We start from the raw sequence: 22927 nt of genomic DNA, 5'->3' as shown, positions 1-22927 counted from the left end.
TTTGGCTTTTTGAGCGACGAACGCCCGGAGCGAAAGCGGAGGGCATGGGAGAGTAGCGCCAAATAGCAAAGGGGCCTTTCGGCCCCTTTCATTTCAATTATGCAAATCCGGTTTTGGTATATTGTCCGGCGACACGATAGCGCCAGAGATAAGCAGGCAGAACAGCGTCCACCCCTTCCGGCGTAATGCCTATGCCCTGTAATGTGCGGCCTTCCTTGACGGCCGCGGCAGACACCACATTATCGTCTTTCAAGAGCTTAACCTGGTCGGTGGTGATAAGAGGGTTCGGCAAAAGGCCAAGGACAGAAGCCTGCAAGCGCCCCACCCACCATGGCATGGAGATGATCAGGCGCTTGCGTCCGATCACGCGCAGCATATCCTGCATCCAGTTTTTGAACGGCTGCACATCGGGGCCGCCAAGTTCATAGGTTGCGCCTTTTGCAAGCGTGCCGTCAACGGCGCGGGCAACGGCCTCTGCAACATCGCCGACATAGACCGGCTGCAATTTCGTCTCGCCGCCGCCAATTACCGGCAGGAACGGAGACAGCCGGGCCAGATTGGCGAAGCGATTGAAGAAGCGGTCTTCATGGCCGAAAATGATTGACGGACGCAGAATTACAGAATCCGGCAGCACGGAACGAACCGCATTTTCCCCCTCGGCCTTCGTACGGGCATAGGCGGAAGGCGAGTTCGCATCGGCTGCGAGCGACGACAAATGTGTGAGCGGCACGCCTGCCGCTTTGGCGGCTTCGGCCACGTTTTTCGCGCCCAGAACCTGCACGGTGTTGAAACGCTGACGACCGCTTTCAGACAGAATGCCGACGAGATTGACCACATGGTCAGAACCCTTGACGACACGCTCAATAGAGCCGCGATGGCGGATATTGGCCTGCACCATCTGGATCTGTCCGACATTGCCCAGTGGCGCCATATAATAGGCAACTTCCGGCTTGCGCACAGCAACGCGCACGCGATAGCCGCGCTTGGTGAGGCTGGCTACGACCGCGCGTCCGACAAAGCCGGAGCCGCCGAAAACGGTGACCAGTTTTGGCTTGTTATGGACTTCGTTCGGTTCGGTCTTCATCCTTGTCTCCTGCATGGAAGTGGGAAACGCAGCCGCTTTTGTTTCGCATGCGACGTGTCCTTATTGAGCGGTGATTTATCGCCTTTTTTCGACAAGGCAAAGGGGACTTGTTGTCACGACTGCGACAAAGGCCGCTTTTCCCATATTAAATGTGCAATAGCGCTTTGAGTTTTTGCAGCTTACTGTTAAATCGCGCGCATGAGCACACCATTAGATCACATTCGCAATTTTTCGATTGTCGCCCATATCGATCATGGCAAATCGACGCTGGCTGACCGCCTCATTCAATTGACCGGCGGGGTGGACACGCGCGAGCTAAAGGATCAGATGCTCGACTCGATGGATATCGAGCGCGAGCGCGGCATCACCATCAAGGCCCAGACCGTACGCCTCAACTACAAGGCGCAAAACGGCGAGGACTATGTGCTGAACCTGATCGACACGCCCGGCCACGTCGATTTCGCCTATGAAGTCTCGCGTTCGCTGGCTGCCTGCGAGGGCTCGCTTCTGGTCGTGGATGCCTCACAGGGCGTGGAAGCGCAGACGCTCGCCAATGTCTATCAGGCGATAGACAATAATCATGAAATCGTGGTGGTCTTGAACAAGATCGACCTTCCTGCCGCTGAACCCGAGCGTGTGAAAGGTCAGATCGAGGAAGTGATCGGCATCGATGCGTCCGATGCGGTGGAAATTTCCGCCAAGACGGGGTTGGGCATCGAGGGTGTGCTGGAAGCCATCGTTAACAAGCTGCCAGCGCCAAAAGAAGGCGACCGCTCGGCACCACTGAAAGCCATGCTGGTCGATAGCTGGTATGATAGCTATCTCGGTGTGATCGTTCTGGTACGCATTATCGATGGTGTCCTGAAAAAGGGCCAGACCATTCGCATGATGGGGACTGGCGCGAGATATCCGGTTGAGCGCACGGGTGTGTTTACGCCCAAAATGGTACAGGTGGATGAGCTGGGTCCGGGCGAGCTTGGTTTCATCACCGCGTCCATCAAGGAAGTGGCTGATACGCGCGTTGGTGATACAATCACCGAAGACCGTCGCCCGACGCAAAATATGCTGCCTGGCTTCAAGCCCGCGCAGCCAGTGGTGTTCTGTGGTCTGTTCCCGGTTGATGCTGCGGATTTTGAAGATTTGCGCGGTGCCATGGGCAAGCTGCGGCTCAACGACGCCTCGTTCTCGTTTGAAATGGAAACCTCGGCCGCACTCGGTTTTGGTTTCCGTTGTGGTTTTCTGGGGCTGTTGCATCTTGAAATCATTCAGGAGCGGCTGGAACGCGAGTTCAATCTCGATCTCATCACGACTGCTCCTTCGGTCGTCTATCATCTCAATATGCTGGATGGCACAAAGAAGGAGCTGCACAACCCTGCCGATATGCCGGATGTGGTCAAGATTACGGCAATCGAGGAGCCTTGGATCAAGGCGACCATCATGACGCCGGATGATTATCTGGGCGCGATCATGAAGCTCTGTCAGGAGCGGCGCGGCATTCAGGTGGATCTGACTTATGTCGGTCCGCGAGCCATGATCACTTATGAACTGCCGCTCAATGAAGTGGTGTTTGATTTTTATGACCGTCTGAAATCGATCTCCAAGGGCTATGCCTCGTTCGACTATAATCTATCGGAATATCGTGAGGGCGATCTGGTCAAGATGTCGATCCTCGTCAATGACGAGCCGGTCGATGCGCTTTCCATGCTGGTGCACCGCACGGCTGCGGAAAAGCGCGGTCGCGTGCTGTGCGAAAAGCTGAAAGAGCTGATCCCGCAGCATATGTTCAAGATTCCTATCCAGGCAGCCATCGGCGGTCGCATCGTGGCGCGTGAAACGATCTCGGCACTGCGCAAGGACGTGACGGCAAAATGTTATGGCGGCGACGTATCGCGCAAGCGCAAGCTTCTGGAAAAGCAGAAGGAAGGCAAAAAGCGCATGCGCCAGTTCGGCAAGGTCGAAATCCCGCAGGAGGCCTTTATTCAGGCGCTCAAGATGGGCGATGATTGAGTCTCTTATCCCTTTATTGGTCCTTCCCCGCTTCTCTTGAAAAGCGGGGGAGGTGTTTTTAAAGGCAGGTTTAATAAGCTTCTTGTCTACGATAAATGCAGGCGTGCAGGCAGTCGCGCAAGCTGACACATCTCCATCGAATAGGGCGAAAGCCACCGCATTTGCGGTAAATATCGCAGAAGATGAGCCAAGATTTGTTGCCAGCCTGAAACGTTCTAAAATAGGGTGAAAATGTCTTTCAAGGATACCCGATGATAGAATATCCCCGCATTTCCATCACCTACTGCACGCAATGCAACTGGATGCTGCGCGCCGCGTGGATGGCGCAGGAACTGTTGCAGACATTCGGGCAGGATGTGGCCGAAGTGGCCTTGCGCCCCGGGACCGGTGGGATTTTTGAAATCCGTGTGCATATTGCTGATGATAGCGAGGAGCTTATCTGGGAGCGCAAGCGCGATGGCGGTTTCCCGGAAGCCAAGATTTTGAAACAGCGTGTGCGCGATCTCGTCTGGCCGGAACGCGATCTGGGCCATTCGGAGAATAAGCCCAAATCTGAATAGAGCATTGGCCCAAAAATCGGCTATGATTTTTGGGCCGATGCTTAGATAAAAAAGCTTAAAGCGCTGTGCATTCGAAAGGACGTACGGCGTTTTAAGCGATCAATCCTCGTCCACCACACGTAGGTGCAATTGACTGGCGGGGTTTTCCGCTTGTTTGCTCTGAGGCGCGTCCGTATCGGGGGCCGGCCCAAACTCCAGCGCTTCGATCTTTGCGCCGCGCCTGGTTACCTTGTTTGATGACACCAGAATATCGTCGATATCCTTGTTAGCCTGCACAAAATGCGTTTGCAGCTTGCGCACACGTTCATCGAGGCGGCCTACATCTTCCATCAAGCGGATGACTTCGCCCTGAATGACATGTGCCTGTTCGCGCATACGAGCATCCTTCAAGATTGCCTGAATGACCTGAATGGACAACATCAGAAGCGATGGTGAGACGATGACGATCCTTGCGCGGTGCGCACGTTGGATCAGTGCTTCGAAATGCTCATGAATATCGGCAAAAATAGACTCGGACGGAACAAACAAAAAAGCTGTGTCCTGCGTTTCGCCGGGTATCAGATATTTGTCGGAGACATCCTTGATATGCACCTCCATGTCACGGCGGAATTGTGTGACGGCGGGTTTTTTGGCTTCCGGGTGCTCGGCTTCGCGCATGGCGTTCCATGCCTCGAGTGGAAATTTTGCGTCGATCACCAGAGACGGCGCTTTGTTGGGCATGCGCACAAGGCAATCGGGCCGGGTGCTGTTTGAGAGCGTCGCCTGAAATTCATAGGCCCCTTGCGGCAGGCCATCGGCGATGATGGCTTCCATGCGCGACTGGCCGAACGCGCCGCGTGTCTGCTTGTTGGCGAGGATTGCCTGTAACTGCACGACCTGGCCTGCAAGCGACTGGATATTGTTCTGCGCCGTGTCGATGACGGCGAGACGCTCCTGCAGCTTGGCAAGATTTTCATGGGTCGAGCGGGTCTGCTCTGTCATGGTCTGGCCGATGCGATGCGTCATGCCATCCAGCCGTTCGCGGATCGACTGATTGAGCTCAGCCTGCCGCGAGCCGAACACTTCGGCCATGGTCTGCATGCGGCCCTGCATTTCGGCCTGTGCTTTCAAAATCTCGGCCATGCGGTGTTCGGCGTCCTGTGCCCGGTCTTCGGCCTGCGCTTCTGCAACGGCGCGCAATCGTGCCGAACGTGCAGCAGCGATCAGAAATAGCGCGAGGCAGAGCACAACCACAACAATGCCTGTGAGAAGAATGTTCCCCAGAGAAATCGATGTGGCGCCAAGCTGCAAAAGTGGTTCGTTGAGAAGATTCTGATTTTCCATAGTCCAAGCTTAGCTGATTCGTATCGTCATGGTGAGATCAAAACAAGAACATAATATAAACTGCAATTGACGACTCTTTTACAAGCGATTACGTGAAGCCTATGTCTTTAAAACCGCTTGTCTATCTTCCTGATCCTTTGCTGCGCGAGGTTTCCAAACCGGTCGAGCAGTTTGATGCGCATTTGCGAAAATTTGCAAAGGATATGCTGGAGACCATGTATGAGGCCCCCGGTATCGGTCTTGCAGCGATACAGGTTGCCGAACCCATTCGTCTTCTGACGATCGACCTTGCCAAGGAAGACCAGGAAAAATCTCCTTTCATTTTCGTCAATCCGGTGATCGTGAGTTCTTCGGACGAGCTCAGCCTTTATGAAGAGGGCTGTCTGTCGATCCCCGATTATTATGCGGAAGTGGAACGGCCAGCCCGGATCAAGGTCGAGTATTTCGATGTAGAGGGCAAGCCGCAGACAATGGAAGCGGACGGGCTGATGGCAACGTGTCTGCAACATGAGGTCGATCACCTCAACGGCGTTCTCTTCATCGACCATATTTCCAAATTGAAACGCGATATGGTCATCAAGAAATTCAAGAAGCTTGCCAAGGAACGTGGCGGCACACGGCAGGTGCTTTGATGTCTTTGCGTATTGTCTTCATGGGTACACCGGATTTTTCGGTGCCAATCCTGACCGCCATCATCGGGCAGGGCTATGATGTCGTGGCTGTCTACACGCAGCCGCCACGTCCCGCAGGACGCCGCGGGCTGGAACTGACCAAATCGCCCGTGCACGAAAAGGCAGAGGAATTCGGCATCCCGGTTTTTACGCCCAAGAGCCTCAAGGGTGCGGAAGAACAAGATGTTTTTGCAAGCCTCGAAGCTGATGTGGCGATTGTCGTTGCCTACGGGCTGTTATTGCCCACAGCCATTTTAGAGACGCCGAGGCTTGGTTGCTATAATGGCCATGCTTCGCTGCTGCCGCGCTGGCGTGGTGCCGCGCCCATTCAGCGTGCCATTATGGCGGGCGATGATGAGAGCGGCATCATGATCATGAAAATGGATGAGGGACTCGATACCGGGCCTGTCGCCATGGCGGAGAAGGTTGCGATTACACCGGATATGACGGCGGGCGAATTGCATGATCGGCTCAGCATGATCGGTGCCGATCTGATGGTGCGTGCACTGGGTGCCCTTGAACGCGAAAGTTTGGCGTTGCAACCACAGTCGGAAGATGGCGTGCTCTATGCCGCCAAGATCGACAAGGCTGAAGCCCGCATCGACTGGTCAAAACCTGCAAAGGACGTGCATAACACCATTCGCGGCCTCTCCCCATTTCCGGGTGCCTGGTGCGAGATGGAAATCAACGGCACGGTCGAGCGGGTGAAATTACTACGCTCCACACTTGCTGAAGGGCAAGGCGCACCCGGTCAAGTTCTTGACGACAAGCTGACCATTGCCGGTGGCGATGGTGCCGTGCGGCTCGTTATGTTACAACGTTCAGGCGGCAAGCCCTTGGCTGCACAGGAATTTCTGCGCGGTGCGCAAAATTTGAAGGTTCTCTAGGCGGTGCCGCGTTACAGGCTGACGGTTGAATATGACGGCACGCCCTATGCGGGCTGGCAGCGTCAGGAAAACGGCCATACTGTGCAAGGCGCCATCGAGCAGGCGTTCAAGAAATTCTGCGGCGAGGATTTGGCACTGGGCGCTGCCGGTCGCACCGATGCGGGCGTGCATGCGCTTGCACAGGTCGTGCATGTCGATCTAGACAAAGACTGGGCGGCAAGCAAGATACGCGATGCGCTCAATGCGCATCTCATCATGGCGCAGGAACGCGTCAGCATTCTGAATGTGGAAAAGACCACGGACGGTTTTGACGCGCGGTTTTGCGCCACGGCCCGGCATTATCTTTATCGCATCCATAACCGCCGTTCGCCGCTGACCATCGATTATCAGCGTGCATGGTGGGTACAGAAGCGGCTTGATCACGCGGCAATGCACGAGGCCGCACAGCTCCTGCTCGGCGAACATGATTTCACGACCTTTCGCGCCACGCAATGTCAGGCCAAAAGCCCGATCAAAACGCTCGACCGGCTCGATATCACGCGCCATGGCGACTTTATCGAAATGCGCGTTTCAGCCCGTTCTTTCCTGCATAATCAGGTGCGCTCCTTTGCTGGCAGCCTGATGGAAGTGGGCATCGGACGCTGGAGCGCGGATGATCTGCAAAAAGCCCTTGAAGCGCGTGACCGCAAGGCCTGCGGTCAGGTAGCACCGCCTTACGGGCTTTATCTGGTCAGTGTGGATTACGCGTTTCCGTATAATAATTAATAGGAACGCGCCTCAAAGCCGATGCCGAGCATTTGTTGCAGCATGACTGTGATGAAGAGAGAGCCGAAGAAGACACAGGCAAAGAACGGCGCAACATAAAAATGCGGCCGTTGCAGCACCACATTGGTCAAGCGATAGCTCAGTACAATCGAAACGCCGAACATGATAAAAGCAAACAGCGTGGCGAGATCGAAGCGCCCCGGAAAGAAAAGCTGCAATAGCGTTATCGGTGCGAACGCCCATGCAATCAATGCGCTACCCCAGTTTGTGGCAATCACATAGGCAGCATAGCGTTTGGCAATGCCGATGCGCTGGGACAACAGTCCGATGACAATGAGCGGGACGATCCATGCCAGGATATCGACAAAGGCTGCGCGGGTAACGAACGCAAAGCGGATACCCGCACCGTCACGACCGGCGGTCATGTCCGCAGAATAAGCGACCCAGTTGGCAAAAAGCGGCGGCAGAGCCACGAGAACGGCATAAAAGGAAGCCCAGAAATCATCGGCGGAAATATCAAGATAATCAAGGCCGTTCTTCTGGCCGAGCATCATCTTCCAGACGCCGTGAAAATATCGAAAAATATCATCCAGGTTCGGCATGGTGGCCCTTACCCAAAGAAGTCCGCGATAAAGCGTTCGTAAATCTGCGTCAGTTCTTCGAGATCATCAAGTGCGACACGTTCATCGACCATATGCATGGTTTGCCCGACAAGACCGAACTCCACCACCGGGCAATAATCCTTAATGAAGCGTGCATCTGACGTGCCGCCCGAAGTCGAACGTTCGGGGTGTTTGCCTGTGACAGCTTTGATGGATGTGCTCAATGTGCCGATCAGTTTTTCGTTGCTGGTGAGAAAAACGTGGCTTGGATTTTCCCGCCATGTCAATTCATAGGCAATGGGCTTTTCACGACCGGGACGCAGGCGATTGTCGTGGCAGGCTTTGTCTAACCGCGCCCGGATTTCAGTTTCAAGGCTTTGCGCGGACCATGTGTCATTGAACCGGATGTTAAATGAGGCACTCGCCTTGTTCGGAATGACATTGGTCGCCTTATTGCCGACATCGATTGTGGTGACTTCCAGATTGGTCGCCTGAAAATCGGCTGTGCCCTCGTCAAGGATCGGATGAAGCAGGCTTCCGATGAGGGTGGTGATGCCACGCACCGGATTGTCGGCCAGATGCGGATAGGCAGCATGGCCCTGAACGCCATAAACGGTAATGGTGCCTGAAAGCGAACCGCGGCGACCGATCTTGATTGCGTCGCCAAGCTTGTCGGGATTGGTGGGTTCACCTAGAATAGACGCGTCCCAGCTTTCACCACGCGACTTTGCCCATTCAAGCAGCTTGGATGTGCCGTTGATAGCCGGACCTTCCTCATCGCCGGTGATCAGAAACGAGATATTGCCGTTCAAAGCCTCATGTTTCTCGACATAGCGCGCGACAGCGGCTACGAAACAGGCAATACCGCCCTTCATGTCGACCGCACCGCGGCCATACATGACACCATCTTCAATGGCTGCCGAAAAAGGCGGGTGTTTCCAGTCCGCTTCGTTGCCGGGGGGAACGACATCGGTATGGCCTGCAAACATCAGATGGGGGCCATTGCCGGATTTGCGCGCATAGAGATTTTCAATGTCCGGTGTGTCCGTGTCACGAAATACCGGACGCTCAACCGCAAAGCCCATAGGCCTCAGCATAGCTTCCAGGGCGTTCAACGCGCCGCCTTCAACAGGCGTTACGGAAGGACAGCGAATGAGTGTCGCGAGATTTTCGGCAGGATTAACAGGCAAACGCATGATGTGGGGCTTCTGACGGTGAGAATCGCTTTTGACCAAGATTAGATCGGCGCGCGTCAGGATGAAACCCGAAACCGTCCAGCAATTGTACGTGCGCCGAAAATGCCTTGACCAGAGGGGTGTTGTCATCGTTAGATAAAAAATAAGTGATAGCGAGATCCGGAAAACGGGCCGTTCAGAGGGAAAGTTCAAGAAATGGGAAAATCTGCATGCGTTCTGTCACCATAGCGTTAGTAGGACTGGTCGCGGCGTTGGGTGCAGCGACTGCTCCCGTGCGCGCTGCACAGTGGAGTGAGGCAGGCAGCCCAACAAGCATTCCTTATGGACATAAGGACTACTGCGCGAGAAACCCGCGTGATTGCCGTCCACATGCTGTAGTACCACCGTTCAAGCTTACGCCGCAGCGTCTTGCGTTGCTGCAAAGCGTCAACAGCGCCGTCAATGCCCGCATCAAGGCGGTTTCTGATCAGGAGAATTACGGCAAGCGGGACTACTGGACCATTCCAGCAAACGGAAAAGGCGATTGTGAGGATTATGTGCTGATGAAACGGGCCAAGCTAATGGCACGTGGTATTGCGCCCTCGCAGCTTCTCATAACTATGGTGCAGGCTCGTGAAGCCCATGTGGTGCTGAGCGTGCGTACTGACCATGGCGACTATATTCTTGACAATATGCGCACTGAGGTGTTGCCAGTAGAACAAACATCCTATCGCTACATCAAGATGCAATCGCCTGCTCATTCTGGTCAATGGGTTTCTATTGCCGGGCGTTCGATGGCAGTTGCAAAGCGGTGATGGATTTCAACTGCACATTATGAACCGCCTTACAACGAGCATCGTTTGGGCTGCCATGGCGCGCATCAGCTAAAAAAACCGTCATTGTTCACTTTTATTATACAGTAATCTCGCACAGACTGTTCGTCGATCTTGAACAAACGATGCTATGTAACGCCCGCGTGAACGCTTAAAATCAAATTAAATAATTGATTTAATTATATAAAATAATTCATTTCATTTGTTTTCAAAAAAATGGCGAGCACAAAAGCGTGAATTACAAAACATTTTCGTGACTGGAACTTTTACCCGGTGTCTCCCATTTGAGGTGTATCGGAACGACGAATTTATGAAACGCCGCTCCTGCATCACTTCAGCATTCTCCCAGCGATGATGGTCATCGCGATGCCGGAAATGCCTTTAAAGGAGATAGGAAATGAAAAAGATTGTTTTTGCTGCTGCCGCTCTTGCCATGACTGCCGGTGCTGCGTTTGCTGAAAACCCTCATGTGGGTGAACCGGCCGACCTTTATGCGAATGACCGTACCCCTGTGGCTTCGCAGAAGGTAGATTATACAGCCCCTGCTTCGATTGGCTCGACCTATCATGACGGTTCGGCAAATCGCTTTGGCGACGCCAATCAGGGTTAATTGGTTCCCTATAAATCTCACGAAGCACTGAAATGTCCGGATGGTTCCTCCCAGCCATCCAGCATGAATATAGAAGGAATATGAAAATGAAAAAGTTTGTTCTTGCCGCTTTTGCCGTCGCTCTGAGTGCCGGTGCAGCCTATGCTGAAAATCCTTATGTCGGCCAGCCTGAATCCCAGGTTGTTCAGGACAAGGCGTTCAACACGCCGGGAACCGGCCCCATCGCTGGCACGCAAAGCAATGTCGACTATCGTGCAACTGCCACGATCCAGTCTGGTTCGGCTTATCAGGATGGTTCGGCCAATCGCTTCGGCGATGCCTCACCGTCCAGCCATCGCAACTAAGCGGACGGCTTTGTTAAGATCAAAAGGCGAAGCATTCTGTGCTTCGCCTTTTGTTTGTTGTTTTAGCTTTAATCGGATCAATCACGCAGCAATTCATTGATCGAGGTTTTCGAACGGGTCTTTTCGTCCACGCGCTTGACGATCACCGCGCAATAAAGGCTTGGTCCCTGTTCACCGTTAGGAAAAGGCTTGCCCGGCATGGTACCTGCGACCACCACCGAATAGGGCGGCACTTCGCCATAGAAGACATCACCCGTTGCGCGGTCGACAATTTTGGTCGATTTGCCGATGAAAACACCCATGCCAAGCACCGCGCCTTCGCGCACGATGCAGCCTTCGACGACTTCGGAGCGCGCACCGATAAAGCAATTGTCCTCAATGATGGTGGGGCCTGCCTGCATTGGCTCCAGAACACCACCAATGCCGACGCCGCCAGACAGGTGCACATTTTTGCCGATCTGCGCGCAGGAACCGACTGTTGCCCAGGTATCGACCATGGTGCCTTCATCAACATAGGCGCCAAGATTGACAAAGGAGGGCATCAGGATAGCGTTGGGCGCAATATAGGCTGAGTGGCGCACGACAGCATTGGGTACAGCACGAAATCCTGCTTTCTCGAATTCGTTGGCCGTCCAGCCTTCAAATTTGGAAGGCACCTTGTCCCACCAGGAGGATTGCCCCGGTCCGCCCTTGATGACTTCCATCGGGTTGAGCCGGAAGGAGAGTAAAACAGCCTTTTTCAGCCATTGATTAACATGCCAGTTGCCGTCTTCTTTTTTTTCTGCGACACGGGCCTCACCACGGTCGAGCAAAATGAGCGACTGTTCAACGGCGTCGCGGATTTCTCCGCGCGTTGCCGTATTAACGCCATCGCGTTCGTCAAAAGCCTTGTCTATGGTGCTTTCAAGGGCGGCGAGGTCTGGCTTTTTCATGTGGCAATCTCCATGAGAGGGAAGTGGATGGTTGATATGGATCATCCATCTGTCATGAAAGTGATTAAGCGAAGGCATCATAAGGGTCAATCTTGAACATGGCTTCATCATGGCTTGAATATGTTTGAGACAGATTAAGGTTTTCGTCCGAGAATGGGCGGGTTAATTCATTGCAAGGAGCAGGACAGAGCATGAACCCGATGGAGAAGTCTGGCTGGACACCGTTTCCTCATTCAGAGGAAGCCATCAAACAGGCCAAAACCGTACCGCAGACACCGCAGACCGAAGCTCCTGCCTATCGCCTCGCCTTTACGGACGATGATTTTCTGACACGCCGCGACTTACGCGCCGTGCGGTTGCAGCTCGAACTTTTAAAGCCGGAAATGATTCTGGCCGACCGTGGTATCAAGTCGACGGTTGTCATGTTTGGTGGTGCGCGTATCCCGGAGCCGGGCGGCGAAGCCTGGGCGGCCAAGAACGAGGTGCAGAAAAAGAACCTCGAAGCCAATGCGCATTATTATGAGGAAGCACGCAAATTCGCGCGGCTATGCTCAGAATATTCGGCGACCACCTATTATCGCGAATTCATCGTGGTGACGGGCGGTGGGCCGGGGGTTATGGAAGCAGGCAACCGCGGTGCCGCCGATGTTGGCGCGCCGACGATCGGGCTGAACATTGTGCTGCCGCACGAGCAGGCACCGAACCCCTATGTCACGCCTGATCTGTGCTTCAATTTCCATTATTTCGCGATCCGCAAGATGCACTTCCTCATGCGCGCCAAAGCGCTTTGCGTCTTTCCTGGCGGGTTCGGCACTATGGACGAGTTGTTTGAGGCAATGACGCTGATCCAGACCAACCGGATGGAGCGTATGCCTCTTATCCTGTTTGGCAAAGAGTTCTGGACCAAGGCGATCAATATCGAGTTTCTTGCCGAGCAGGGAACCATATCGCCTGCCGATATTGAAATGCTGAACTTTGTCGAGACCGCTGAAGAGGCATGGGAGCAGATCAAGGATTTTTATAAGCTCTAGAGCGTAATCCGACCTTCGTTAAACGAGGATCGATAAAATTATGCTTAAAATAGAGGTACTTGAGACGCGCCGATTTGATGGAATCAAATCGGCGCTATAAGCGGATCAAAACTATAAGGGAGATAACTCTACCTTCGGTTCAGCTCCTGAAACTGGAGAGTTTTTGCCCATAACACGCGTCAAAACTCATTTATCACAGAGGCTGCCCCGTTCCCCATAGAGGGAAAAGTGGCTTTGCGCCTTAATGTCAATACACGATTACCACGTCAGTCGCGGATATGATGTGACTATGCTTTAGGGGGCAAATATTTTTATTGTCAAATTTAATAAAAAATTTATAATAATTATTAGGGGCAGTAATGGGGAATATTAGGATTTTCTTACAATATAAAATAAAGTAGATTCTGGATTTATCTCCTGAATTAAACTTAGACGCTTGTTTCGAAGGCCAAAAAGGCTTTCCGAGCGCGTGTGCGTACAAATAATCAATGCAATGATGACATCTGCAAACTGGTGCGGTGGCGATTTGAACAAAGCCGCTGCACAGTTTTTGCCGCTTATTTTTACATTCTAACAACCACGTCAAAACAGGAGCAGAAATCAGTCCGGAACTGATCTTCCCGATTGGAGCGCTTGCCGAAAATTGGGAGCCGGTTTTGATATAGAGACATGCTTAAAAACAAAAACTTAAAGCGGGTTTGCTGAATACTGTAAATGACGCGCGCTTTAGACGTTTTACTTTTGGCTTGTAAATATCCGAAAGGGGAGAGATCCAGATGATAATCAGGGCGGGGGCCTTGTTGTTACTAACGAATTTAGCACTGCCGTGTCAGTCTTTCGCGCAAGGGGTCGAGCACTTCAGTTCAACAATAATTTTGGGTGATTTCGATCAGTATGGAGGGATGCTGAGCGACACTGGCCATGGGACTGTGGCCATTGGCAACTCAAGGCTGATGGGTGGAAGCATTTACGCAACATCGCGCAAGGTGGATGCTGGAACATCGGCGGTCCTTGCGGGGCCGCAGGGTGGCCGTTCGTTCGCCAAGGCTGTTTCGGCAGACGGCACCTTTATTGTCGGCGAAGCGCAGGTCGGCAATACGTTTCATGCCACGGCCTGGAATACGGAAACTTTGGAGCCGCTTGATCTTGGCACATTGGGTGGTGGCAGTTCAGTAGCGCTGGCACTAACCCATGACGGCTCGGTTATCGTTGGAGAGGCAAGCCTGTCAAACGGCTTCAGTCACGCGGTATCTTGGACAAAAGGTTCCACGACGCCGCTTGATCTTGGCACACTCGGCGGTGCCAGCTCTTCGGCGCAGGCACTGTCAGCCAATGGAAAGGTGATCGTTGGTAAAGCCGATCTTGCTTCCGGTTATTATCATGCCGCGTCATGGGCCAACGGTTCGACAACAGCAACTGACCTTGGAACATTGGGCGGCAGCGTTTCTGAAACCCGCGCAATATCGGCGGACGGGCGTGTCATCGTGGGGCAGGCGCAGACGGGCGCAGGAGATATGCACGCGGCGTCCTGGATTGGCGGTGCGGTGATAGCGACCGATTTGGGGACTTTGGGTGGCAGCGTTTCTGAAACCCGTGCGATATCGGCAAATGGGCGTGTCATCGTGGGGCAGGCGCAGACGGGCGCAGGAGATATGCACGCGGCGTCCTGGGTTGACGGTGCGGTGATAGCGAATGATCTGGGCACCTTGGGTGGCACCTATTCGGATGCGATCACGGTGTCTGCAGACGGGTCGGTTATTGCGGGCACGGCTTATACGGCGGTCGGGGATTCTCATGCAGCTGCTTGGCGAAGTGGCACAACGTTACCGACTGATCTTGGCACACTTGGCGGCGTCTACTCGGATGTTGCTTCAATATCCGCGGATGGATCGATTATCGTGGGCTCCGCACAGAAGAGTGACGGTAGCAGTCACGCGGTCTTCTGGGCGGGCGAGGCAACCGCGCCGACCGAACTGGGTAGTCTTGGGGGATTAACATCTTCTGTTTCTGCTATATCGGCGGACGGGGCGGTCGTGGTTGGAACCATAACAACGCCTTCAAACGAAACCCATGCGACGATATGGAAGTTGCTGGCGTCTGCCCCTCCGCCGTCATCCCCACCCCTTTCTCCGCCGGATGTAACACCACCTCCACCGGATGCGACGATTCCGCAACCTCAACCTGAGCCTCAACCTCAACCAACCGCGCCTGATGCGCCTTTGCAGCCGCTGCCCTCATCCCCGTCGTCGCAGCAGCCTGATGCGGGTTCTGTTCCGCGCCCGGTGGGTATCGACCTCAACAACACCGCCGAGACCTTGGCAAGCCTTGCCAATGATACATTTTCGGTCATCGAATCCCAACGCAGAGGACTGGATCGCCTGCAAAGATCATGTGATGTCGCGAAGGCTGGCGAGAGCTGTTATTCCGTGTCAGTCGATGTCGGGCGAGCGGGCGATACCACGGACGCGCTTGGCTGGATTGCTGCCGCGCATGCCTTTACTGATAATTTTCTGGCAGGCGTTACCGTGGCCCATTCCGTCTCGCGTGATCTTCCCGGCGATTTTGATCGCAACAACACCAATATCGGCGGCGGTATCCATGCTCGATGGCAGGGCAAGACCGCAACAGGAAACTGGTATCTGCGCGGCGCCATTGCCGCAAACCGTTATGATGTAACGCGTAAACGCCGGATTCTCGGCTACACAGAAGCTGGAACAGGAGAAAGTACGATTACCGGCTGGGGCGCGTCGCTGGAACTGGGGCAATCTTTCGACTTCGCAAATCAGGCGACACTTAGCTATTACGGTGGTCTGCGCTATAGCGATCTCAAAATGGATGGCTATACGGAGACCGGGGTGCATTTTCCATTCAGCTACTCGAATGTGACATCCGAACGCACAACCGCTTATCTTGGTGCTAATTACGCCGTGCCGTTAACAGAACGTGTGCGATGGGCCGTTAATGCGGAAATCGAGCAGGACATTAGCTATACGGACCCTGCTGTTGTCGCTGCTGCCGATTACATTGGAGCGTTGCGCTTTGAATCGGATGCGGCCCATACACGCGGCAGTGCTTCAACGACGCTTTCCTATCGGTTCAGCGATGGGGTCAGTATCGGCATCACGCCTTATCTTACGCGTACGCTAAACCGGGACACGGCTTATGGTGCAGTGATTGATGTGTCGGGGAAATTCTAAAGTATCTCCAGCAACAGTATGAAGCGTCTACGCAGGGAAATCAGTCCAGTGGACTGATTTCTGTTCCTGCTTCGATGCGTGAGGATAATACGATAAAACGAATAGATAAGGCGTTTCAGGCGTTCCCGTTAAACCTGATCCGCTCTAAGTGGAGACCTATTCCTTAGACGTTGCCTCGGCTCTTGTTTCTTCTTCCGCATCGTAAGGGCGGGGGCGGTGCACCAGCGTCACCAGCACGACCGAGATGATCATCAGAAGATACCATGAGCCGAGCTTGCTCATCGAAACCAGTTCCCAGCCATTGCGCTGGTTGGGATAAAGCCATGCCCTCGACCATGTGCCGATATTCTCGGCAATCCAGATGAAGAGCGATGTCAGCAGAAAAGCGATCAGCAGCGGCATCTTGTGGCGAAAGCGAAACACCCGGTAATGCATGGACGTGCGCCAGTAGAGCGCAAAAGTGAGCGCGAACAGTGCCCAGCGAAGATCCCAGACGAAATGATGCGCGAAGAAATTGATATAAATCGCGGTGGCCAGAAATACTGTCGTCCACAATGGCGGATAATGATTGAGCCTGATATCAAAAATACGGTTGATGCGCGCCATATAGGAACCCACAGCCGCATACATGAAGCCCGAAAACAGCGGTACGCCGCCAATGCGAAAGAAGCTTTCCTCCGGATAGACCCATGATCCGGCATGTGTTTTGAATATTTCCATGGCCGTGCCGACCACATGGAAGACGATAATGACCTTGGCCTCGCTCCAGGCTTCCAGTTTGAAGACGAGCATTGCAAGCTGGATGACGAGTGCTGACAGAAAGAGAAAATCATAGCGTGCGATGATGCCTGCACCACCATCCGGCCACACCCAGCGGGTAGCAATGATCAAGGCCAGCATGGCTCCGCCGAACAGGCAGGCCCAAGCCTGTTTGAGACCAAAAACCAGAAACTCGATCAGACTGTCGGCGATACGTCCTCGCGGAAGACGGGCTAGTATGCGGTGGGCTACCGCATCGATACGCCGCTCAAGCCCGGTGAAATGCCGATTCGTCTGCAAGGATGGTTTCCAGAAACTGTGTCAGATTATCGGTCACAAAATCGACCTGATCGGTAAATTTCGGATCGCTTTCCCATATTTCTGAAAATGTTGGCTCAAAATTGTTCGGGACCACCAGAACGGTTTTCATGCCGAGAGCTTTAGGCACCACGAGATTGCGCGCCAGATCCTCGAACATGACGGCGTTTTGCGCATTGATCCCGAAAGCATCCAGAAAACGATCATATGTCAGGCGCTCGGGCTTTGGCAGGAGACCGGCTGCGACGATATCGAAAATATCGTCGAAATCATCCAGAATTCCAAGCTGGCGTGCAGCGCGTTCCGCGTGCCCACGGTCGCCATTGGTGAAGATGAAGCGACGTCCCGGCAATGCCTTGATGGCTTCTGCCAATGCCGGATCAGGTTTCAACCATGAATAATCGATGTCATGGACTTTTTGCAGGAAATCATCCGGGTCGATATTGTGACATTCCATAAGACCTTTCAACGTGGTGCCATAATCGAGATAGAACTTTTTCTGGATGCGGCGCGCTTCCTCACGCGGCAATTGCAGCAGGTTTTCGACATAGGCGGTCATGCGCACATCGATCTGCGAAAACAGATTGACAGCATGCGGATAAAGCGTGTTGTCGAGATCGAACACCCAGTCCGTCACATGTGAGAAATGGGCCGAAAAATGGTCTTTGCAGGCAAGATTTGTCATGGTTTGCTTATGGCATGACGAACTGTCGTGAGGAAATGGAATTTTGCTTTGGCGCGCAATGGACTTGAGGTCAGGCACGTGATAGCGGCGGCATATGGAACTCTGGATACCCATCACCATCGCCGCCGCCTTCATGCAGAACCTGCGTTCGGCGCTGCAAAAGCATCTGCAATCATCGCTCGGCACGCGTGGCGCAAGTTTTGTACGTTTTGGCTACGGGTTTCCGCTGGCGATCCTTTATGTGCTGGTGCTTAACCAGTTCGTGGGCCTGCCGTTTCCGTCGCTGAATACCATATTCGCTTTCTGGGCGGTGATCGGCGGGCTGGCACAGATTTTTGCGACCATGCTTTTGGTCTATCTGTTTTCATTGCGCAATTTTGCCGTCGGTACCGCCTATTCGAAGACCGAGCCGGTGCAGGCGGCGATTTTCGGTTTCGTGCTCTTGGGCGAGCGCATCACCTTTGGCGCAGTGATTGCGATCATCGTGGGCGTTCTGGGCGTTATGCTGATTTCAGTTGCACGCACCACGCTTTCATGGCGCAACATTTTCGTGTCTTTGACGGGGAAGACCGCGCTGATTGGCATTGCATCTGGCGCAGTCTTTGGTGTGTCGGCGGTTGCCTATCGCAGCGCGTCCCTGTCTCTTGATGGATATGGGGCTCTTGATGGATCAGGCCCGATCATGAATGCTGCGGTCACACTCGCGTGTGTTACCACGTTCCAGACCATTTTCATGCTCGTGTGGATGGCATGGAAAGATGCGGGCGAAATCGTTCAGGTGCTCAAAAGCTGACGCACCTCGGCGCTGGTCGGCATTTCTGGCGTTCTGGGGTCTGCCTGCTGGTTCACTGCCATGAGCCTGCAACAGGTTGCCTATGTGCGTGCACTTGGCCAGATCGAACTGGTCTTCACCTTCATGGCATCGTGGTTTTTGTTCCACGAGCGGGTCAACCGGACAGAGGTGGCCGGTTGCCTGCTGATCGTCTGCGGAATTTTTGGCCTGCTGTTTTTGTAAAACGGCTCATGGCACGATGAGCGTGCTTTTTTGCTTTATGGCACGATGAGCGTGCCGGCACCATGTTCGGTGAAAAGCTCCAGCAGAACCGAATGCGGAGTCTTGCCATTGAGGATGACCACGCCTTCCACGCCACGTCGGATGGCGTCGATGCAGGTTTCCACCTTCGGGATCATGCCGCCGGAAATCGTGCCGTCTTTGATCAGCGCTTGTGCATCGGTAACCGACAATTCCTTGATGAGGTTCTTGTCCTTGTCCAGAACACCCGGCACATCGGTCAGGAACAGAAGGCGGGTCGCCGCAAGCGCGCCTGCGATAGCGCCAGCAAAAGTATCGGCATTGATATTATAGGTATGGCCGTCACGGCCCGGTGCGACGGGCGCGATCACCGGGATCATTTCTGAGCGTGAGAGAAGATCGAGAAGCGTGCGGTCGACTTCCGCCGGTTCGCCCACAAAGCCCAGATCAAGCACTTTTTCGATGTTGGAATCGGGATCGACCACCGTCTTGTGTGCCTTTTGCGCAAAGACCATGTTGCCGTCCTTGCCGCACAGGCCGATGGCCCATTCGCCTTCGGCATTGATGAGGGCGACGATCTCCTTGTTGATGGAACCGGCCAGCACCATTTCCACCACTTCGACGGTCTTTTCGTCGGTGACGCGCAATCCGCCCTCGAAGCGTGATTCGATGCCAAGCTTTGTCAGCATGGCCTGTATCTGCGGTCCGCCACCATGCACGACGATCGGATTGATGCCGGACTGTTTTAAAAGCGCGATATCGCGGGCGAAAGCCTTGCCCAGTTCCGGGTTACCCATGGCGTGACCGCCATATTTGACAACGACGTGCTTGTTTTCATAGCGCTGCATATAGGGCAGGGCCGCAGAAAGAAGTTGCGCTTGCATTTCGGGATTTTCCAAGGTCGTCATCGCGGGCTCCGGGCTTGCGACAGGGGCGTATTGGAATGGCTTTGTAGGCAAAATGATCGGCGCTGTAAAAGGTTTTCTGTTTTAAAACTATGCTGCCACTCATTGCCAAAGCTATGTCGTCAGAGGAAGCGTCAGCCTTCTTTCACCACCAGAGCAATTGCTGCACGCAAATCGTCAAGGCCAAGACCTTTTTCCGATGAGGTGGCGATAATGCCGGGAAAACAGGCGGCACGGCGCATGGTGAGCTTGTGCGTCTCTGCCATAAGAGGGGCGATGCCTGCGGCTTTGATCTTGTCGATCTTGGTCAGCACGATCTGGTAGGAGACGGCGGCCTTGTCGAGCAGATCCAGCACTTCGGCGTCATTTTTCTTAATGCCGTGGCGTGAATCGATCAGCACATAAACGCGGCGCAGCGTCGTGCGCCCGCGCAAATAATCGAACACCAGCCGTGTCCAGGCATCGACGTGCGCCTTGGGTGCCTCGGCAAAGCCATAGCCGGGCATGTCGACCAGCGCCAAAGGGGGAAGGTCGTCTTTTTCGCCGGAATAGCCATCGGGAACAAAATAATTAAGTTCCTGTGTGCGGCCCGGTGTGTTGGAGGTGCGAGCCAGCCCTTTTTTGTTGACCAGCGCATTGATGAGCGAAGATTTTCCGACATTGGAGCGTCCGGCAAAGGCGATTTCCACCGGGCCTTCGGGGGGCAGGAACTGCATCGACGGCACGCCGCGGATAAAAATCCACGATTTCTTAAACAATGCGCGACCTTCCGCAACGAGAGCCGCCTGTGCTGCCCGCGTTGCATCCGCTGCTGCCTGTGCGGCATCGATCGCCGCCTGTTTCTTGTTCTGATCGCTCATTGCTCGTTCCGGTCACTATGTTGAAAGACACGCATCAATGGTATGGGCGCACTTGTCAACATGAGGCTATAAAAAACCCCGCCTGAGCGGGGTTTTGGTTGTTATTTCTGTTTCTCGGTTTCTTTTGGCTTTCGCTTGAGGAGATCGCGAAGATTGTCCCAGAGCTCGATCTTCACGCCCTGACGCTTCATGATGATGCCTTGCTGGGTGATCGAAAGCAGGTTGTTCCATGCCCAGTAGATCACCAGACCAGCCGGGAACGACGCCAGCATGAAGGTGAAGATGATCGGCATCCAAGTGAAGATCGCAGCCTGCGTTGGATCGGGTGGTGTCGGGTTCATACGCATCTGCAGGAACATGGTAATGCCCATCAATAGCGGCCAAACGCCGATCATCAGGAAGGCCGGAACGCCGAAGGGCAGAAGGCCGAACAGGTTGAAGATCGAGGTCGGATCGGGGGCTGCCAGATCCTGAATCCAGCCGAAGAACGGCGCATGGCGCATTTCGATGGTGACGTAAAGCACCTTGTAGAGCGCGAAGAATACCGGAATCTGCACCAGCACCGGCCAGCAACCCGCTAGGGGATTGATCTTTTCCTCCTTGTAGAGCTGCATCATGGCTTGTTGCTGCTTTACTTTGTCATCCGCGTGTTTCTCACGGATTTCCATCATTTTCGGCTGCACCAGCTTCATGCGCGCCATCGACTTGTAGGACTTGTTGGCGAGCGGGAAGAACAGCCCCTTGAGAAGGACGGTAACGACCAGAATGGCCACGCCGAAATTACCGGCGAATTTGTAAATCCAGTCGATGAGATAGAACATCGGCTTGGTGATGAAGTAGAACCAGCCCCAGTCGATCAGAAGGTCGAACTGCTTGATGCCAAGCCTGTTCTGATAATCCTGAATCTGCGTGACGACCTTGGCACCGGCAAAGACGTGGTTCTTGAGCGTCTGCGACTGGCCGGGTTCGATGGTCATCGGAGCGCCGAGGAAGTCGGATTGATAACGCGGACGGTCATTGGTGAAGTGCGAGAAACGCGCCGTGAACTTTTCGTCTTGTGGCGGCACAAGCGTTGCAGCCCAGTACTTGTCTGTGATGCCGAGCCAACCGCCATTCACGTCTTTGAACGAAATATCCTTGTCGTCTTCGACCTTGGAATATTTGATTTCCTGCAGGCCATCCTGTCCCATGACGCCGATCAGGCCCTCATGCAGCACGTAAGTTGCGCTGGCGTGTTCTGGTTGGTTAAAGCGGGTCACGCGGCCATAAGAGGCGAGCGAGATCGCGGTGCCTGCATTGTTGGTGATGGTGTCATCGACCGAGAACATATAAGCGTCATCAACCGAGATCACGCGCTGGAAAGTGATGTTCTTGTCGTTGGTATAGGTGAGCGTCACCGGCGTGGATGGTGTAAGCTTGTCGTTGCCTTCAACACTCCACACGGTGGTTGGACCGGGTACGACACCGGTGGTATCGTTGCCGGTAAAGCCAAGCTCAACGAAATAGCCCTGCTTGAGCGCGGAAGGCGCCAGCAGTTCGATATTGGGCGACTTGTCGTCGACAGTCTCGTGGTAATTCTTGAGGAACAGATCATCAAGACGCGCGCCGGTCAGGTTGATCGAGCCGCGCAGAGACGGCGTGTCGATATCGATGCGCTGCGTCTGGGCAACCGCTGCCTCGCGGGAAAGGGTGCCGCCTGCAACGCCGTCACTTTGGCCCGGAATATTTCCCGAAACTGCGGGCGACTGTGGAGTATCGCTGCTCTGACCGCCTTGTGCTGCCTGATTTTGCTGGGCTAGGCGCTGCTGTTCTTCAATGCGCGCCTGTTCCTGCTGGGCTTGCGTTTTCGGCCCCAGATAGAAGACTTGCCACAGCGTCAATATAAGAATGGACAGGGCAATGGTGATGAAGAAGTTACGATTTTTTTCCATTGACGGGTCCTGATTCCGGTCTTTTTGTTCCGCGGCTTCTTTCGTCTTTCCGATCGTCTTTCGCCGCAATGCGGCGGGAGAGTTCTTCGGTCAGTCGCGAGAAGGGCGCTGTGAGAGCTTTTTCGCGCGCAACAATCACATAGTCGGTTGAAGGCGCCATGTCATGCCCTGCGTGACAACGAACCGCTTCTCTCAGCCTGCGGCGGATGCGGTTGCGTATCACGGCATTGCCGTTTTTCTTGGTGACGGTAAAGCCAGCGCGGGGTTTGTCGCCAATTTTGGCAATTGCCGATTCTTCTTGCGTCCGCTCCCGGACTTCGAGAAGAAACAGCGGGCCACGCCGCTTTTCGCCGTTCCTGACAGTCAAAAACTCCGCTCTCTTGCGAAGGCGGAGTATTTGTTTATGCGATTTCAT

The 22927-nt window shown here is 54.1% G+C and carries 21 protein-coding genes and 1 pseudogene; 11 read left to right on the top strand and 11 right to left on the bottom strand.

Going from position 1 to position 22927, the window contains the following annotated elements; translation table 11 throughout:
* Nucleotides 1–97: 97 nt before the first annotated feature.
* A complete protein-coding gene (locus AAIB41_RS07190) occupies nt 98–1084 on the bottom strand; it encodes a complex I NDUFA9 subunit family protein (protein WP_343312624.1) in 987 nt (328 codons plus the stop codon).
* Between the two features lie 198 nt (nt 1085–1282).
* Between AAIB41_RS07190 and lepA the strand changes: the two genes are divergently transcribed.
* Together lepA and AAIB41_RS07180 are read left to right on the top strand one after the other, a co-directional pair.
* Nucleotides 1283–3091, top strand: a complete 1809-nt coding sequence (gene lepA / locus AAIB41_RS07185) for a translation elongation factor 4 (protein WP_343312623.1) — start codon at nt 1283–1285, stop codon at nt 3089–3091.
* A 251-nt stretch (nt 3092–3342) separates the two neighbouring features.
* Nucleotides 3343–3651 (top strand): SelT/SelW/SelH family protein, encoded by a 309-nt coding sequence (locus AAIB41_RS07180; protein ID WP_343312622.1) that lies wholly within the window; start codon nt 3343–3345, stop codon nt 3649–3651.
* 99 nt (nt 3652–3750) lie between these two features.
* Here the strand turns inward: AAIB41_RS07180 and AAIB41_RS07175 are convergent, their stop codons facing one another.
* A complete protein-coding gene (locus tag AAIB41_RS07175; protein WP_343312621.1) occupies nt 3751–4974 on the bottom strand; it encodes a DNA recombination protein RmuC in 1224 nt (407 codons plus the stop codon).
* A 101-nt stretch (nt 4975–5075) separates the two neighbouring features.
* On the opposite strand from AAIB41_RS07175, the gene def reads away from it, so the two are divergent.
* The 3 genes from def to truA are packed head-to-tail and all read left to right on the top strand — an operon-like array spanning nt 5076 to nt 7297.
* Nucleotides 5076–5606, top strand: a complete 531-nt coding sequence (def, locus tag AAIB41_RS07170) for a peptide deformylase (RefSeq protein WP_343312620.1) — start codon at nt 5076–5078, stop codon at nt 5604–5606.
* 5 nt (nt 5607–5611) lie between these two features.
* Nucleotides 5612–6532 (top strand): methionyl-tRNA formyltransferase, encoded by a 921-nt coding sequence (fmt, locus tag AAIB41_RS07165; RefSeq protein ID WP_343314697.1) that lies wholly within the window; start codon nt 5612–5614, stop codon nt 6530–6532.
* Nucleotides 6533–6535: 3 nt separating this feature from the next.
* On the top strand, nt 6536–7297 hold the full coding sequence (gene truA / locus AAIB41_RS07160; protein WP_343312619.1) for a tRNA pseudouridine(38-40) synthase TruA: 762 nt from the start codon (nt 6536–6538) through the stop codon (nt 7295–7297).
* On the opposite strand, the gene AAIB41_RS07155 is transcribed toward truA, so the two are convergent.
* On the bottom strand, nt 7294–7899 hold the full coding sequence (locus AAIB41_RS07155) for a hypothetical protein (RefSeq protein WP_343312618.1): 606 nt from the start codon (nt 7897–7899) through the stop codon (nt 7294–7296). The genes truA and AAIB41_RS07155 overlap by 4 nt on opposite strands.
* A gap of 8 nt (nt 7900–7907) precedes the next feature.
* A complete protein-coding gene (dapE, locus tag AAIB41_RS07150) occupies nt 7908–9095 on the bottom strand; it encodes a succinyl-diaminopimelate desuccinylase (protein ID WP_343312617.1) in 1188 nt (395 codons plus the stop codon).
* Nucleotides 9096–9304: 209 nt separating this feature from the next.
* Between dapE and AAIB41_RS07145 the strand changes: the two genes are divergently transcribed.
* The 3 genes from AAIB41_RS07145 to AAIB41_RS07135 all read left to right on the top strand — a co-directional run bounded on the left by AAIB41_RS07145 (nt 9305) and on the right by AAIB41_RS07135 (nt 10861).
* A complete protein-coding gene (locus AAIB41_RS07145; RefSeq protein ID WP_343312615.1) occupies nt 9305–9889 on the top strand; it encodes a transglutaminase-like cysteine peptidase in 585 nt (194 codons plus the stop codon).
* 415 nt (nt 9890–10304) lie between these two features.
* A complete protein-coding gene (locus AAIB41_RS07140) occupies nt 10305–10517 on the top strand; it encodes a hypothetical protein (RefSeq protein WP_343312614.1) in 213 nt (70 codons plus the stop codon).
* Between the two features lie 86 nt (nt 10518–10603).
* Nucleotides 10604–10861, top strand: a complete 258-nt coding sequence (locus tag AAIB41_RS07135) for a hypothetical protein (protein WP_343312613.1) — start codon at nt 10604–10606, stop codon at nt 10859–10861.
* A 77-nt stretch (nt 10862–10938) separates the two neighbouring features.
* Here the strand turns inward: AAIB41_RS07135 and dapD are convergent, their stop codons facing one another.
* Nucleotides 10939–11793: a 2,3,4,5-tetrahydropyridine-2,6-dicarboxylate N-succinyltransferase gene (gene dapD, locus AAIB41_RS07130; protein WP_343312612.1), complete on the bottom strand. Its 855-nt coding sequence runs from the start codon at nt 11791–11793 to the stop codon at nt 10939–10941.
* A gap of 191 nt (nt 11794–11984) precedes the next feature.
* Between dapD and AAIB41_RS07125 the strand changes: the two genes are divergently transcribed.
* Together AAIB41_RS07125 and AAIB41_RS07120 are read left to right on the top strand one after the other, a co-directional pair.
* The gene (locus AAIB41_RS07125) at nt 11985–12824 is read left to right on the top strand and encodes an LOG family protein (protein WP_343312611.1); all 840 of its coding nucleotides are present in this window, start codon (nt 11985–11987) and stop codon (nt 12822–12824) included.
* Between the two features lie 902 nt (nt 12825–13726).
* Nucleotides 13727–16021, top strand: a complete 2295-nt coding sequence (locus AAIB41_RS07120; RefSeq protein ID WP_343312610.1) for an autotransporter domain-containing protein — start codon at nt 13727–13729, stop codon at nt 16019–16021.
* Between the two features lie 156 nt (nt 16022–16177).
* On the opposite strand, the gene AAIB41_RS07115 is transcribed toward AAIB41_RS07120, so the two are convergent.
* A complete protein-coding gene (locus AAIB41_RS07115) occupies nt 16178–17080 on the bottom strand; it encodes a DUF817 domain-containing protein (protein ID WP_343312609.1) in 903 nt (300 codons plus the stop codon).
* A complete protein-coding gene (locus tag AAIB41_RS07110) occupies nt 17049–17783 on the bottom strand; it encodes a pyrimidine 5'-nucleotidase (RefSeq protein ID WP_343312608.1) in 735 nt (244 codons plus the stop codon). Before AAIB41_RS07110 ends, AAIB41_RS07115 begins: the two co-directional genes overlap by 32 nt.
* A 94-nt stretch (nt 17784–17877) precedes the next feature.
* Between AAIB41_RS07110 and AAIB41_RS07105 the strand changes: the two are divergent.
* A pseudogene (locus AAIB41_RS07105) lies at nt 17878–18798 on the top strand (DMT family transporter).
* Between the two features lie 35 nt (nt 18799–18833).
* Here AAIB41_RS07105 and argB read toward each other — a convergent pair.
* From argB to rnpA, 4 genes are all read right to left on the bottom strand, one after another.
* Nucleotides 18834–19724 (bottom strand): acetylglutamate kinase, encoded by an 891-nt coding sequence (argB, locus tag AAIB41_RS07100; RefSeq protein WP_343312606.1) that lies wholly within the window; start codon nt 19722–19724, stop codon nt 18834–18836.
* A gap of 131 nt (nt 19725–19855) precedes the next feature.
* Nucleotides 19856–20581, bottom strand: a complete 726-nt coding sequence (gene yihA / locus AAIB41_RS07095; RefSeq protein WP_343312605.1) for a ribosome biogenesis GTP-binding protein YihA/YsxC — start codon at nt 20579–20581, stop codon at nt 19856–19858.
* A gap of 101 nt (nt 20582–20682) precedes the next feature.
* Entirely contained in the window at nt 20683–22512 is a 1830-nt protein-coding gene (gene yidC / locus AAIB41_RS07090; protein ID WP_343312604.1) for a membrane protein insertase YidC, read from the bottom strand.
* On the bottom strand, nt 22496–22927 hold the full coding sequence (gene rnpA, locus AAIB41_RS07085; RefSeq protein ID WP_343312603.1) for a ribonuclease P protein component: 432 nt from the start codon (nt 22925–22927) through the stop codon (nt 22496–22498). The genes yidC and rnpA overlap by 17 nt, the downstream gene beginning before the upstream one ends.

This window comes from Brucella sp. BE17, from assembly GCF_039545455.1.
Lineage (GTDB): Bacteria > Pseudomonadota > Alphaproteobacteria > Rhizobiales > Rhizobiaceae > Brucella.
Note: the sequence above shows the minus strand (reverse complement) of the source record. Positions and strands in the feature narration are given on the sequence as shown.